This window comes from Candidatus Stoquefichus massiliensis AP9, from assembly GCF_000455285.1.
GTDB classification, from domain to species: Bacteria; Bacillota_I; Bacilli_A; order Erysipelotrichales; family Coprobacillaceae; genus Stoquefichus; species Stoquefichus massiliensis.
This window is the reverse complement of record NZ_HG005288.1, coordinates 13,395-28,483: the sequence shown is the minus strand read 5'-3', so window position 1 is coordinate 28,483 and position 15,089 is coordinate 13,395. Positions and strand designations below refer to the sequence as shown.

At 29.6% G+C, this 15,089-nt stretch carries 12 protein-coding genes, 1 tRNA gene, 1 pseudogene and 1 CRISPR repeat array; of the genes and pseudogenes, 9 read left to right on the top strand and 5 right to left on the bottom strand.

Annotation, left to right across the window (positions count from 1 at the left end; translation table 11 throughout):
- Positions 1-20 precede the first annotated feature (20 nt).
- Entirely contained in the window at positions 21-464 is a 444-nt protein-coding gene (locus tag BN350_RS07855) for an HD domain-containing protein (RefSeq protein WP_028043105.1), read from the bottom strand.
- On the bottom strand, positions 461-1,783 hold the full coding sequence (locus tag BN350_RS07850) for an RsmF rRNA methyltransferase first C-terminal domain-containing protein (protein ID WP_028043104.1): 1,323 nt from the start codon (positions 1,781-1,783) through the stop codon (positions 461-463). The genes BN350_RS07855 and BN350_RS07850 overlap by 4 nt, the downstream gene beginning before the upstream one ends.
- An 82-nt stretch (positions 1,784-1,865) precedes the next feature.
- Between BN350_RS07850 and BN350_RS07845 the strand changes: the two genes are divergently transcribed.
- From BN350_RS07845 to BN350_RS07820, 5 genes are all read left to right on the top strand, one after another.
- Entirely contained in the window at positions 1,866-2,411 is a 546-nt protein-coding gene (locus tag BN350_RS07845; protein WP_028043103.1) for a DNA-3-methyladenine glycosylase I, read from the top strand.
- A 184-nt stretch (positions 2,412-2,595) separates the two neighbouring features.
- Positions 2,596-2,955: a CRISPR direct-repeat array (repeat unit 30 nt; unit sequence GATTAATATCAACATATGATGTTTTGAAAT).
- Positions 2,956-3,158: 203 nt separating this feature from the next.
- Positions 3,159-4,628, top strand: coding sequence for a glycoside hydrolase family 1 protein (locus BN350_RS07835; RefSeq protein ID WP_028043102.1), 1,470 nt, complete (start codon positions 3,159-3,161; stop codon positions 4,626-4,628).
- 108 nt (positions 4,629-4,736) lie between these two features.
- Positions 4,737-4,821 (top strand) — tRNA-Leu (locus tag BN350_RS07830).
- A gap of 307 nt (positions 4,822-5,128) precedes the next feature.
- A complete protein-coding gene (locus BN350_RS07825; protein ID WP_028043101.1) occupies positions 5,129-5,968 on the top strand; it encodes an IS1096 element passenger TnpR family protein in 840 nt (279 codons plus the stop codon).
- 56 nt (positions 5,969-6,024) lie between these two features.
- Positions 6,025-6,780: an alpha/beta hydrolase gene (locus tag BN350_RS07820; RefSeq protein WP_028043100.1), complete on the top strand. Its 756-nt coding sequence runs from the start codon at positions 6,025-6,027 to the stop codon at positions 6,778-6,780.
- A 27-nt stretch (positions 6,781-6,807) separates the two neighbouring features.
- Here the strand turns inward: BN350_RS07820 and BN350_RS07815 are convergent, their stop codons facing one another.
- Positions 6,808-7,989, bottom strand: coding sequence for an Mbeg1-like protein (locus BN350_RS07815; protein ID WP_028043099.1), 1,182 nt, complete (start codon positions 7,987-7,989; stop codon positions 6,808-6,810).
- A 126-nt stretch (positions 7,990-8,115) separates the two neighbouring features.
- Between BN350_RS07815 and BN350_RS07810 the strand changes: the two genes are divergently transcribed.
- Positions 8,116-9,576, top strand: coding sequence for an LCP family protein (locus tag BN350_RS07810; protein ID WP_028043098.1), 1,461 nt, complete (start codon positions 8,116-8,118; stop codon positions 9,574-9,576).
- Positions 9,577-9,588: 12 nt separating this feature from the next.
- Complete coding sequence (locus tag BN350_RS07805) at positions 9,589-9,969, top strand: DUF3783 domain-containing protein (RefSeq protein WP_028043097.1); 381 nt, start codon at positions 9,589-9,591, stop codon at positions 9,967-9,969.
- A 100-nt stretch (positions 9,970-10,069) separates the two neighbouring features.
- Here BN350_RS07805 and BN350_RS18760 read toward each other — a convergent pair.
- Positions 10,070-10,510 (bottom strand): annotated as a pseudogene (locus BN350_RS18760) (RDD family protein); the annotation flags it as partial.
- 526 nt (positions 10,511-11,036) lie between these two features.
- Complete coding sequence (locus BN350_RS07795) at positions 11,037-12,503, bottom strand: DUF1846 domain-containing protein (RefSeq protein WP_028043096.1); 1,467 nt, start codon at positions 12,501-12,503, stop codon at positions 11,037-11,039.
- 184 nt (positions 12,504-12,687) lie between these two features.
- On the opposite strand from BN350_RS07795, the gene mraY reads away from it, so the two are divergent.
- Positions 12,688-13,671: a phospho-N-acetylmuramoyl-pentapeptide-transferase gene (gene mraY, locus BN350_RS07790; RefSeq protein WP_044600208.1), complete on the top strand. Its 984-nt coding sequence runs from the start codon at positions 12,688-12,690 to the stop codon at positions 13,669-13,671.
- Between the two features lies 1 nt (position 13,672).
- Positions 13,673-15,013 carry a UDP-N-acetylmuramoyl-L-alanine--D-glutamate ligase gene (gene murD / locus BN350_RS07785; protein WP_028043094.1) on the top strand — a complete coding sequence of 447 codons (1,341 nt, stop codon included), beginning with the start codon at positions 13,673-13,675 and terminating at the stop codon, positions 15,011-15,013.
- The last annotated feature ends 76 nt before the right edge of the window (positions 15,014-15,089 follow it).

The window sequence follows — 15,089 nt, the reverse complement described above, 5'->3', positions numbered from 1 at the left end:
AAAAAGGTAAGGAGCTGACCTTACCTTGCAATATATTGATTTAAACGTTTTTGAGAATCAGCTTTTAAGATGATGTCAGGTTCAGCGAAATATTGTGCCAAAACATCTGCATCTTTTAAAATCTCACTATACTGATCATCAATTCTTGTTTTATCACTATGATGAGCAATCGCTTGAATAATCATTTGTCTTTCATTATCATTGAAATTATCAAGTAAAGGAACTACCATTTCACTGCTTCTTTTTGCATGATCAAAAGATGAATGGTGAATAAACTGTGCATAGTCATGAAATAATCCTATAATAGCAGCTAATTCAATATCAAGATCTTTTTCTAATGCTAATTTTTGACAAAGAGTAGAAACAGACAAACTATGAAAATAAGCTTTTTGCTTATAAATTCCATGACATTTTTCTTCAATGTTTTGAAAAAAAATGTTTTTCAAATTTTCATATCTATTCATCGTCTTAACCCCTTTGGATATAGATTTTTTGCCTGTTGATTGCTTTCTTTATAAAATGATAAAGGATAATCTTCCACAAAGAGAACTCCATATCCTTTTTGATTACTACCAATAATCGTTTCACCATGTAAATAATCAAGGATTTGCTGATCAGTTTCATGATATGTATAGAGTTGTTTGACTTCATCTTTATGTAAAGTGAGTGCTAAAGCAAGACTTGGTTCAAAACGATTTTTCTTACATTCACCTAGATATAATCCATTTCTTAAAACACGAATACCTCTGAGTTCTGGGAACTGTGGTAATAGTGCATAAATATGACTGTTGTTATCATAGAGATATGCAGGAATTTTAATATTGAGATATTGTTTATAAAAGTCTTGTACAAGTTGTTGGTTCTGTTTTGAAATACGAGGTTTCATTGCTTTAACTTTCGTTTTCTTTTCTTCACCATGTTTTTGAATCAAAGCAATAAAATGGCCTTCTCCCTGATAATGATGCGGATATAATCTCACTGTTTCTGACATATTTATTCCTGGTTGCATACCATGACTTTTTTCTAATGGAATTAATGAACAATCATAGTGATCTATAAGATATTCAATTTGTTGCTCATTTTCAATTGTGTTGTATGTACATGTTGAGTAAATTAATTGACCTCCAGGTTTTAATAATGTCATCGCAGCATCAATTAATTGCCTTTGAATATAAGCACATTCATTGACCTTATCTAATGACCATGTTTCAATAGCCTGATCACTTTTTCTAAACATACCCTCACCACTACAAGGAGCATCCAAGATAATCTTGTCAAAGAAACCTGACAGGACTTTCGTTAATTGTACAGGATCACAATTCGTTACAATTGTGTTTGTTAAACCAAATCGTTCTACATTCTCAGAAAGAATCTTTGCTCGCAAAGGAACAATATCATTAGCAATCATTAATCCTTGTTGTGATAATCGGCTAGCCACTGCACATGTTTTTCCACCTGGAGCAGCACACATATCTAAAATATAATCATCATCTTGTATATCTAAGAAATGTGAAACAAGCATTGCACTTGGCTCCTGTATATAATAGATCCCACAAGAAAAAAAAGGGGACTTTCCTAAAGGATAATTTTGATAATCAAAATAAAATCCATCTTTAACAATAACATGTGGCTGAATATATTTTTTATCTAAATATTTTAAACCATCTTTTTTAAGGGGATTGAGATAAAATGCTTTCACATTAGGTTGTTCTAATGCCTGCATAAAATCATCATATTCATCTTTTAATAAGTCCTTCATTTGTTTTTCAAATAATTTATTCATTGTCTTCACCTGTTACCATTATACAAATCAAAAGAGGATGTGTAAATAAAGAATATATGATATACTTAAATTGGTGATGAAAATGAAAAGATGTGTATGGGCATATAGTGATGAATTAAGGGAATATCATGATCATGTATGGGGAATTCCTCAGCATGATGAAGTGATGTTATATAAAATGTTAATATTGGAAGGACTTCAGGCAGGACTCAGTTGGGAAATTATTTTAAAGAAAGAAAAAGCTTATGAAGAAGCACTAGATAATTTTGATTATCAAAAAATAGCTCAATATGATGAGGATAAATATAATGAACTCATGAATACGCCATTACTCATTAAGAATAAATTAAAGATGAGAGCAATTATTTCTAATGCTAAAGCATTTATAGCAGTTCAAAAAGAGTTTAATCATTTTGATAATTATATTTGGTCTTTTGTTGATTTTCGGCCAATAAAACATTGTTATGAATCATCAAAAGATGTCCCTGCATATGATGAACTTTCAGAACATATTTCTAAAGATTTAAAAAAGCGAGGATTTAAATTTGTTGGTCCAACAATTATTTATAGTTATTTACAGGCTATTGGTATATATAATGATCATGAAAGAAGTTGTGATTTTTATTGATGAATTCAATATTTTACCAACCTTAAATATATCATAATGTAAAATATACTGATTATATCAATCTAATTTCGATTTAATATCATTATCAGATAAATTCTTATTTACTTGGTAAAAATCTTAAATTATCTTCTATATATCATCGTAATTCCATTCTAGACTCTATAAAAATCTATATGTTTTCTAGGATTAATATCAACATATGATGTTTTGAAATTAATTTAATTCCAGTTGGAACCTATCTATAGCACATGATTAATATCAACATATGATGTTTTGAAATTTAACTATAGTTTTTATATTTTGATTTATATCTATAGATTAATATCAACATATGATGTTTTGAAATATTGAATTAAAAACAATCAATTCATTTCCACAAAACGATTAATATCAACATATGATGTTTTGAAATGCATATGCGACCTTATTTAGTGCATCCAACACAACCGATTAATATCAACATATGATGTTTTGAAATATAAATGGTTCTAAGAAATCTAACTGTGTCTGAGATGATTAATATCAACATATGATGTTTTGAAATTTTATTTGGAAGATTCTATTTAGTAAGAAAATATAGGGTTAATATCAACATACAATCTTTAATAATGACATCTCATATCCTATATATGAGAAATCAAATAAAAGATTTACATTTTTTGAAAATAATGAATCTTGTTGTTGATTTCTTTTTGGTTGTATTTATTGTATAATATACTTATCAAAGAAATTAAAGGAGGTAATATAATGGGATTTCCAAATGATTTTTTATGGGGTGGGGCAGTTGCTGCTAACCAATGTGAAGGTGCATACTTAGAAGATGGGAAAGGATTATCAGTGCCTGATATGTTGTTAGGTGGAGATGTCAATACACCAAGAACTTTTTTACCAAAAACTGATCCAGATGCTTTTTATCCAAGCCATGAAGCAATAGACTTCTACCATCACTATAAGGAAGATATTGCAATGTTTGCTGAGATGGGATGGAATGTTTTTAGATTGTCTATTAACTGGGGACGTATTTTTCCAAATGGTGATGATGAAGAACCTAATGAAGCAGGTTTAGCATTCTATGATAAAGTTTTTGACGAATGTCACAAGTATGGAATGGAACCTTTAGTTACACTTTGTCACTATGAAATACCTTGGAATATTGTGACAAAATATAATGGGTTCTCTGATCGTAGAGTTATTGATTTGTTTGTCAAATATGCAACAACATGTTTTGAACGTTACAAAGATAAAGTTAAATATTGGTTAACATTTAATGAAATTAATATTCCTTGTATGGGTGAAGGTGGAATTGGTAACCTTTATGGCTTAGGAATTATGGATCCTGAAGATGTTAATTCTGATTATAGAATTCCATTAAATAAATTAAAATCAAATGATCAAATAACGTTTGAAGCACTACATAATGAGTTTGTTGCAAGTGCTTTAACAGTTAAAGCAGGGCATGCGATTAATCCAAATTTTATGATTGGGAATATGATTGCTCATACAACACTCTATCCATTAACACCAAATCCAAAAGATGTTTTGGCAGCATTTGATGAAGAAAACTTTAAGAATAATTTCTGTGGTGATGTTCAGGTTCGTGGAGAATATCCAAGTTTTATGTTTAGATATTTTAAGGACCATGGAATTGATACTTCGTTTATTACAGAACAGGATAAGAAGATTTTACTTGAAGGAAAAGTTGATTTTTATACATTCTCTTATTATATGTCTAACTGTGTAACAGTTGATGAAAATGCTGAAAAGACACAAGGAAATATGTCAGTAGGAGCAAAGAATCCATATTTGAAGGCATCTGATTGGGGATGGCAGATTGATCCAGATGGACTGAGATATACATTGAATATTTTACATGATCGTTATCCACATACACCATTGATGATTGTAGAGAATGGTTTTGGAGCATTTGATAAAGTAGAAGAAGATGGAACTATTCATGATGACTATCGTATTGATTATTTTAGAGGGCATATTCAAGCAATGAGTGAGGCTATTGAAGATGGTGTGCCATTAATTGGATACACAACATGGGGACCAATTGATTTGGTTTCTGCAGGAACAGGGCAATATGCTAAACGTTATGGATTTATTTATGTTGATAGACATGATGATGGAACTGGTGATTTCTCAAGAAGTAAGAAAGATTCATTCTATTGGTATAAGAAAGTGATTGAATCAAATGGTGAAGATTTAGATTAATCATTATGAACCAACCTTTGATAGGGTTGGTTTTCTTGTTGAAATTAATTCTAATTTCTATTGCATTTTATAAAAAATTATAATATAATAATTGAGCAACTTACAGATGCCCGAGTGGCGAAATTGGTATACGCACAGCACTCAAAATGCTGCGACTCACGTCATGTCGGTTCGAGTCCGACCTCGGGCACCAATTGATATATGAAATCCAAAACTTTGTGTTTTGGATTTTTTCTTTGTGATAAAAAAGAATAACTTAATGAAACGATTGTCCAATAAAGACAATCATTTTAAAATAATCTGTTTGAAAAAAGCATATTTTGTATATTTAAAAGGAAATATGTCTTGATAAATATCTTGGTTGTTCAACAAAAAAAGACAAATCTGGATATGATTTGCTATAAAGCAGATTGATTTTGCAGTGTTTTTTCGCTATATAAGTATATAATTCTAGGAATTTATTCAAAGTATAGTAAAATATGAGTAGGAGGACGAGAATTATGATATTAGAACATGTAGTTAATTGTATAAATGAGGTTTATGAAGATGTGGTGAATAGTCCATCAGTTGATATCCAAAAATGGGTTTATAAACTTCAGGAAATGATGGATCAAGATGATACACAAATGATAATGAAGAAGGCAATAATGAATGCGATGACTTTATGTTTGTCACAGGGAATTATTGATGATGATTTTTTTGAAAGTACGTTGTTACATAACTTTGAATTTATTGCAAAAAAAGTGCCTGAAATGAAAAAGAGTATGTTGCTTAAAATAGAACTAGAAGGATTAGAAAAACAGATTTACCGTACAATGAAAGTTCCTTATGGTATTATCCTTGCTGATTTGGCATATTTAATTTTGGCATCAATGAATGCTGAGGGTAGTCATTTATTTTCTTTAAGTATAAATGGACAAAATCAATATGGATGTGATGCTTGTGATGAGGAGTTTATAGATGATTATGCAGCAGATGTAACGATACCAGAGTTACATATCGAAAAAGGTGATCAAATTGAATTATGGTATGATTTTGGTGATAATTATTATTTTCAAATCGAAGTATTAGATATTGAAGAACATGAAGATATTCAATCATTTGATAATCTTGAGATTATTAAAGGACAGGGATATGGAATATGGGAAGATGAACACCAATTTTTAGATATGTATTATCATGACAGAGAGGAATTCATTAGAACAATTGAAGATTATGGATTATCTGAGGATGATTTCATTTTTGAAGATTTTGATTTAGATGCATCTAATGAGATGATTATTGAGGATTTTGAATTTTTAAAAATGGCTTATGAAACACCAGAAGAAATAGATATGTAAAAAAACTTGACTTGAAGTGGACTTTAAGTTGTATACTTAATCATAGGAGGTTAACTATGATTCGAAAATTTGAAGTTTTAATAACACCTTTTCAATTAACAAGAAAAATTCATTTATATTTACCTGATGATTATGAGCAAAGTGAAGAAAGATATCCTGTTATTTATATGTATGATGGACATAATGTGTTTCATGATGAAGATGCAACGTATGGAAAATCATGGGGTATGGAAAGGTTTTTGCAATATTATGATAAGAACTTTATTGTTGTTGGAATGGAATGTAATCATGAAGGTCAAAAACGTTTGGATGAGTATTGCCCATATTATGTTGAAAATTCTTATTTTGGTACAATTCATGGTCAAGGACAAGAATATATGCAATGGGTTGTAGATGAGTTAAAACCAATGATTGATTTGCATTATCGAACAATTCCATTTCGTGAATGCACAATGATTGCAGGAAGTTCGATGGGTGGGTTGATGGCCATTTATTCAGCTATTAAGTATAATACCTATTTTTCTAAAGCCGCTTGTCTATCTTCGGCTATTGGATTTTGTTTTCAGGAGTTACTTGCTGAGATTAATCACTCGGTTTTATTACCAGATACAAAAATATACATGGATTGGGGAAGTGATGAATCAAGAAATAAACGAGGACTTGCTTATACAACTTCTCAAAATCTAGAAATATCACATCAATTACAATTAAAAGGCATTCAAACATATTTACGTTGTATTATTAATGGTAAACATAACGAAGCAACATGGGAACAACAAATTCCTATCTTTATGGAATATTTATGGAAATAGAAAGGACCTTCATGAGATGAAGGTCCTTTATGACATTTTCGTTTTCTTAGCCTCTAGCCATAACATGTGTAAAACTTCAATTAACATTTTACGTGTTTTTGAATCAAACAATGTTAGTTCTTTAATGGCATTTAAAATATGTTTATAAGAAATATGTGATAAATCAGAAAATGTGTACAAATTAAGTGAATCAAATAAACCAAACATAGCTTCTACGAATTGGTGTTTCTCATCATTTGTTAATTTTTCTAAGAAGAGTATAACTTTTATAGCAAATTGAACACTTTCAAAAGATAATTCATCATCTATAAATTGATAAGGACCTATTTCCCATGAAAAGCCATTATGTTGCATCATACCAGTAAAATGACTATGAACAACCGTATATTTTTCTTCATGCCCTAAAACAATACCAAAGAAAGAATAGTGGGGAATATAACTATGAATACGTGGTAACATGTCTTTATATTGTGAAGATAACATAATTTCATCCTGAAATCCAGGACCATCAAAATTATCAACTTGAACAATTCGTTGTTTAACATTATCTTTTACAAAACAGGCAGCATACATAGCTAAATTACCGCCTTTAGAATGCCCAACTAACCAGATAGGACGATTTTTTTTGTATTGAAAATGTTTCTTTATTCTTTGCAGCCATGATGAATCTAAATGTTTATTTTGCAGGGAATTTACCAAAGTCAGTTGACTTTGGTATTGAGCAATGTATTGTAGATACTGAGCAGATGATATTTGAGCTGGAACGACATTCTCACATAACATTAAGAAATCTTCGTGCCATCCAACTAATGTATCATCAGTACCACGATATGCTACAACAATTCTTTGATCTTCTAATAATAAAGTCATTGCTGAAAATTGTTTAACTAATTCTTTATCAATATCATTGACATAACTTAAAATCTGAATATTCTGATAGCGAGGAGCATGTGCCATCTTTTCAAAAAGAAAATGACTTTCTATCATAATAGAACGTAGAGTATCTTCATTAAGTGTTTCATTTCTTTTGATATAAAGATCATAAACCTGATTTAATGTTAAAACATTATGAAAATCAATATCAATTAAATTATCTAAATTAACATAGGCTAGTTCACTAAAAATGAGTGCATCAACTTCATTATATGGATATTGGATAGGAGAAAGATCTCCACGTAAATCTACATAATCAAAAATAGTATTCTTCATAATGACCCTCTTTCCATATTTTGAAAACATTCTACACGATTTCCATCGAAAAATCAAATCATGGTATGAGTATGATTTGCCAAAACATACGAAATATGATACCCTTACAAAGAGGAAGTGAAAATAATGAAGGCTTTTGATAATAAATACTTAAAAAGAATTGTTTTTAGTATCCAACTCATTTCAATGATGTTAATAATGATTGTTGCTTATACAATCCAACTTATACCTATGAAATATTTAATTTATGTAGGTATTTTATTTGTTTTGTTATTGATTGGAGAATATTTTTTAATTTTCTACAAAAAAGAAAGAAGTAAGAGATCTTTAATTACACAAATAATTAGTATGATTTTAAGCTGTACAATGGTAGTAGGTGCATTTTATATTTATAAAACTGGGCAGGTTGTTGATTTAATGACTGAAAGTAAATTTCAAAAAAGAGCAATTTCTGTAATTGTATTGAAAGATTCAGAAATTAAGAATCAAGATCAGCTTCCTAAACATAAGACAGGTTATATTTCTGCTATTGATTCTCAAACAATGACTTATGTTACTGATGAAATAAAGAAAGATATTGGAAGTATCCAGTTAAAGGATTATAAAGATTTTACAAAATTGGTTAAAGGTCTTTATGATAAACAGGTTGATGCTATTATATTAGATGAAGCATTCAGAAGTTTGGTTGAACAAACGGATGAAAGTTTCAGTGATGATACACGTGTTATTTATCAGGTGACTAAAGATGAAGCTGCTGTTAGTGCAAAAAATGTCAATGTAACTGAAAAGCCATTCTTGGTTTTTGTAAGTGGTAATGATGAATATGGTGCTTTATCTGCAGTATCACGTAGTGATGTGAATATGCTTATTGGAATTAACCCAAAAACACATCAGATACTTTTGATCAGTATTCCTAGGGATACCTATTATCCTCTACATATGAATGGACAATTAGATAAATTTACACATGCAGGTATTTATGGCTTACAGGAAAGTGTTAATACTTTACAAGATATGATTAATGAAGATATTAATTATTATGTAAAAATGAATTTTACATCATTTATTAATATTGTTGATGCTTTAGGAGGAATTACTGTAAATTCTCCAGCCGCTTTTACAACGAAGATAGGAAAGTATGAAATTAAAGAAGGCGAAAATCATTTGAATGCGAAACAGGCACTTTCATTTGTGCGAGAAAGAAAGTCCTTTGTTGATGGTGATTTTGCCAGAGGACGCAATCAACAGAGAATGATATCAGCGATTGTTAAAAAAGTATGTTCACCTGCTATCTTAACATCATTTTCTGCAGTTTTAGATACAGTGAGTCAAAGTGTTGAAACAAACTTTTCAAGCAGTGAGATTAATTCTCTTGTCCAATTACAATTATCAGATATGCCAAATTGGGATATTCAATCTTATCAAATAATAGGGGAACCTAATAAACTTCCTTGTTATTCTATGGGTGGTGTATCTGCTTCAGTTGTTCAACCATCTGCAACATCTATACAACAGGCAACACAATATATTGATGCCTTAATGTCTAATCAAAAGGTTCAAACAGAATCTGGTGATTTAAATCAATAGAAAGGAGAACATATGCAAGAAACATTACTATTATTTCATGTTCAGCAACCACTTTTTGATAAAATTAAAGAAATTGCTGATCAATTAAATATTCGTATACAAATTATTGAAGAACATCAAGTTCATGAAACAATGGGTTGCCTTTTAGGAATTGAAGGATATTCAGCAACACCTATACAAAAAATTGATGAAGATATGAGTCAGGAATTTGTATTCTTTGCTGGAATGAGTGATCAGCAATTAGATATTCTTTTACAACTCTTTAAAATGAATGGAGTACCACCTATCCCATATAAAGCTATGCTGACACAGCATAATCTTCAATATACATTTACACAGTTATATCTTAATGTTAAAGATGAATATCAGCAAATGTCTCAGATGAATCAATAAGATTCTATATTGATAACATATTATTATGCAATAGGAAAAGGTAGAAAGTTTATGAATAAAACTTTTTACCTTTTATAAATTGTTTTATAGAAAATAATGATTATTTTTGCATTGTAACTACACAAGTTTTTGAAAGATAATCATGTAACATACAGTGATTTGAATTAAGCAGACTTAAAATTGATAATATAACGGAAGAAATTGATGTTTTAAACATAATATTGATTAATTCCCAAAAATAAATTGAACAACTATAAAATATTCCTTCGATTAAAATTAATCTAATTCTATTCCTAATAAATAATGTTTTTAAATCTATATTATTTTCATCATCTCTAATAATCTTTAAACCAAAAATTTTTTTACCAATTGTTTGTCCATTATATTTGTAAGGAAGATAAACCAAATATAATAAAGAAAATAGTAACCCAATTAAAAATGCACAAATTGCGAGATATACTGGAAGATTAACGATTGAACTTATAAAGCTTTTTTGGTGATAAATCATACTATATATGAAGTTGATTGATAAAATCGTTAGAACACTAACAACATACCAATTAAAAAAATATGCAAGTCATCGTTTAAAAAATGAAATATGTTTTTTTGTGATGACTGATGAAATGTTTTATTCATGATTGATGCTCCTCTATATTCTTTTTATAATTTGAGTATATACTGTTTTAGAAAAAAATATCCTTACAGATAATTGCTTTAAGATTGGTAAAAAAACTATAAGGACAAATGATTGTTAATGAGGTATATTTATTATAGATGAGGAGAAATATAGATGTTAAGTGAAAGACAGAAACAACTATTTTTATGCTTAGAATATTGGGTTTATTCTTATCATTAATTCATTTATCATGATTTTTTAGTTACAAACAAGTGTGAAAAGCCAACATACTTTAGACGTTGGAGTGTCAGTAAGATAGAGAAAGGATAAAACAAAGATACATATATATTCATTTTATTCTCGAAAGCTTTCATATTCAGACAATTTCACAATCAGCAACCATTTCTTGCTTTATCTTGATGAATCCAAAATTTATATAAATAAAAAAATCCTAAGCACTAGCGTACTTAGGATCGCATGTTAAATTCATTTGTAAATTTCTAAGCGTTGCCATATCTTTATTGCTAAGGATAACTGTAGAATGAATCTCACAGTCTTTTAATAATGGCAGGACTTCTAAACATTTTTTTGCATTAGGTTCTGTTGATGATGCTATTGTTAATGTTAATAAGACTTCATCAATATCTAATAATGGATTTTTAATATTAAGATAGTTATTTTTTAATGATAAGATTGAGTGAAGCATGGTAGGAGAAATTAATTCTATTTCTTGATTGATACCTGCTAAATATTTTAATGCATTAAGCATAGCTGCGCTTGATGCACGTAATAGCGATGATGTTTTTCCGCTGATTAACTGACCATCATTTAATTCAATAGCACATGCTGGAACTTGTTTGAGTTCTGCTTTTTCTTTTGCAACAATAGCACACTTACGATTTTTTGCATCAACGTTTGCCTGTGATAATAACATCTGCATTTTTTCTAATGATTTATTGTTGATTTTTCCCATGAGATAATCAACTTGGGCATGATAATAACGTCTTACAATTTCACGACAGCTGGCATCTTTTGCAGCTTCATCATCAATAATTGCATAACCAGCCATATTAACTCCCATATCTGTAGGAGAAGCATATGGTGAATTTCCAAATATTTTTTTAAACATAGCATTTAAAACAGGGAAAATTTCTATATCACGATTATAATTGACAGTTGTTACATTATATTTTTCTAAATGGAATGGATCAATCATATTAACATCATTTAAATCAATTGTTGCTGCTTCATAAGCTAAGTTAACAGGATGTTTTAATGGTAGATTCCAAATAGGAAATGTTTCAAATTTAGCATATCCTGCATTTACACCATGAAGATGTTCATGATATAACTGTGATAAACATGTTGCCATTTTTCCTGAACCTGGTCCTGGAGCAGTTACAACAACTAATGGTTTTTCTGTTGTTATGTAATCATTCTTTCCAAATCCCTCAGATGAAATAATTGAATCAACATCATGAGGATATCCTTCAATAGGATATTGTAAAAAGACTTTAACCCCATTATTTTCAATTTTCTTTTTAAAAGTATCAGCTGCATTTTGATGCTGATACTGAGTAATCGTTACGCTTCCAACATATAATCCTACTCGACGATATTCATCAATTAATCTTAAAACTTCATCATCATAGGAAATTCCTAAATCTCTTCTAACTTTACGACGCTCTAAGTCCTTTGCACATACAGCAATGATGACTTCAACTTTATCTTTTAAAGTCAATAACATCTTTAATTTACTATCTGGCTCAAAACCAGGTAAAACACGTGATGCATGATTATCATCAAATAGCTTTCCTCCAAATTCCAAATAAAGCTTGTTGTCAAATTGATCAATTCTTTCTTGAATATGTTTTGATTGTAATTCTACATATAATTCATTACTAAATGCCTTTTTCATTCTCTTTCACTCCTAGATTTCATTATATAGAAAATGACTTGAAGATAAAGAAAATAATAAGATTTTATCAATATAAAAAATATTATTTATTGTGTATTTTTTTCTTTTCAGTTTTGCTTGGTTGTTATTGAATTTAAAATGTGGTATATTGTAAAAGATAAAATATGTATAAAGGAGTCTAATTATGTTTACGATGATATTTTTGAGAATAGTTCTTAATTTTATTGTGGCTTTTGTGCTTGTTATGGTTGTTATGCCTAAGTCTATTCGATATTTAAAGAAATTAAAATTTGGTCAAATTGAAAGAGAAGAAGGATTAGAGTCTCATAAGGCAAAAGGTGGAACACCAACAATGGGTGGAATTGTCTTTATTCTTTGTTCTGTTTTAGTAGTTTATGTCTTAAATTTTTCATTTTTACAAAATGTATATGTTCATTTAATGACATTTGCTTTTGTTGGATTTGGATTAATTGGTTTTTTAGATGATTATTTAATTGTTGTAAGAAAAACAAATGATGGATTAAAGCCATTATATAAATATACATTACAATCAGTGGTTGCTATTGCTTTTTATGTTCTTGCAAAGTATTTGATTCCAGAATTTGACACAGCAATATCTATTCCTTTATTACATATGGATGTGGATTTGGGATGGTTTTATCCAGTTTTGGTTTATTTTATGTTTACAGCTGGCAGCAATGCAGTCAATTTAACTGATGGATTAGATGGTTTAGCAACAGGGTTATCAATGATTGCGACATCAGTTTTTGTTATTTTTGCAATTATGAATAAAAATTACGAAATAGCTATTTATGCGATGATTATTGTTGGAGCATTACTAGGATTTATGTATTTTAATTATCATCCAGCACGTATATTTATGGGAGATACAGGATCTCTTGCACTAGGTGGTATGTTGGCAGCTTTAGCTGTTTTAACGAATCAGGAATTATTATTTATTTTAATTGGTGGTGTATTTTTGTTGGAAACGTTATCTGTGATTATTCAAGTTGTTTCATTTAAGACAAGGGGAAAGAGAGTCTTTAAGATGGCACCCATTCATCATCATTTTGAAATGTTAGGATGGAGTGAACAGCAGGTTGTTATTTCGTTTTGGTTTTTAGGTTTTATTTGTGGGATTATTAGTATTGTGTTAGGGGTTATGTAAAATGCTAAAAGGAAAGAGAGTATTGGTTTTAGGTCTTGCAAAGAGTGGAAAAGCGGCAGTTGAACTATTGGATCATTTACATGCAAATATCACTGTTAATGAGTTTGCACCTCGAGATAAAATTGACTGTTATGATGATTATATAACAAGAGGTATTGAAATGGTTGTTGGAGGACATCCTGATGAATTATTTGAAAGAGATTTTGATTTTGTTGTTAAGAATCCAGGAATCAATTATCATAAACCCTTTATTTTAAGACTCAAAGAGAGAGGGCTTCCTATCTATACAGAAATAGAACTGGCTTTTCAAGTTTCAAAACCTCAAAACTATATTGCGGTGACTGGCACAAATGGGAAAACAACAACTGTGACTTTGATTCATGAAATTTTTAAAAATGCAAAACGTCATGTTTGTCTAGCTGGAAATGTGGGGGTTCCTCTATCAAAATTAGTCTTAGAACATGATTTGATTCATAATGCTGGTTATGATATTATTCTAGAAATGTCAAACTTTCAATTATTAGATATAGATAAGTTTCATCCACATATTTCTACAATCATTAATTTAACACCAGATCATTTAGATTATATGGATTCATTGGAAGAATATTATGCATCAAAAACACGTGTTTATATGAATCAAAATCAGAAAGACTATTATTTAGAAAATAAGGATGATTCAAATATTCAGAGTTATTTATCACAATATCCCTGCTATGGACAATCTATAAGTTTCTCTTTAGATAAAGAAGCAGACTGTATGATAAAAAATCAAGCCATTTATTTTCAAAACCATCATATCATTGATTTAGATGAAATCAAGATTGTTGGTCGTCATAATATCCAAAATATGATGATTGCAATTATGTCAGCTATGTTATCAGGAGTGAATAGAGATTGTGTCTATGAAACACTTTTTAATTTTAAGGGTGTTGAACATCGTATTGAATTTGTGAGAGAATTTAATGGTGTTCAATATTATAATGATTCTAAAGCAACCAATACAGATGCTGCAATCATTGCATTAAAAGCCTTTGAAAAACCTGTTATCTTATTGATGGGAGGACATGAAAAAGGCTTAGATTTGACAGAAATGTCAGGTTATCAAGAATGCATTTCTCATTTAATTTGTTTTGGAGAGGCTGGTCAAAGATTTGCAGAAGATATGAAATGTCCACAAACGTATAGAGTAGAGCATCTGAAAGATGCTATTATGAAGGCCAGAGAACTTGCTCAAACTGGTGATATTGTCTTACTTTCTCCATCTACAAGTTCATATGACGAATTTAGCGGTTATGAAGAAAGAGGTAATGTCTTTAAAAAGATTATTAATGAATTTTAAGAGGATGGAAACATCTTCTTTTTACTTACGATTTTGTAAGGTCAAAATGACTAGAAATCATGTATAATAAAGGGGA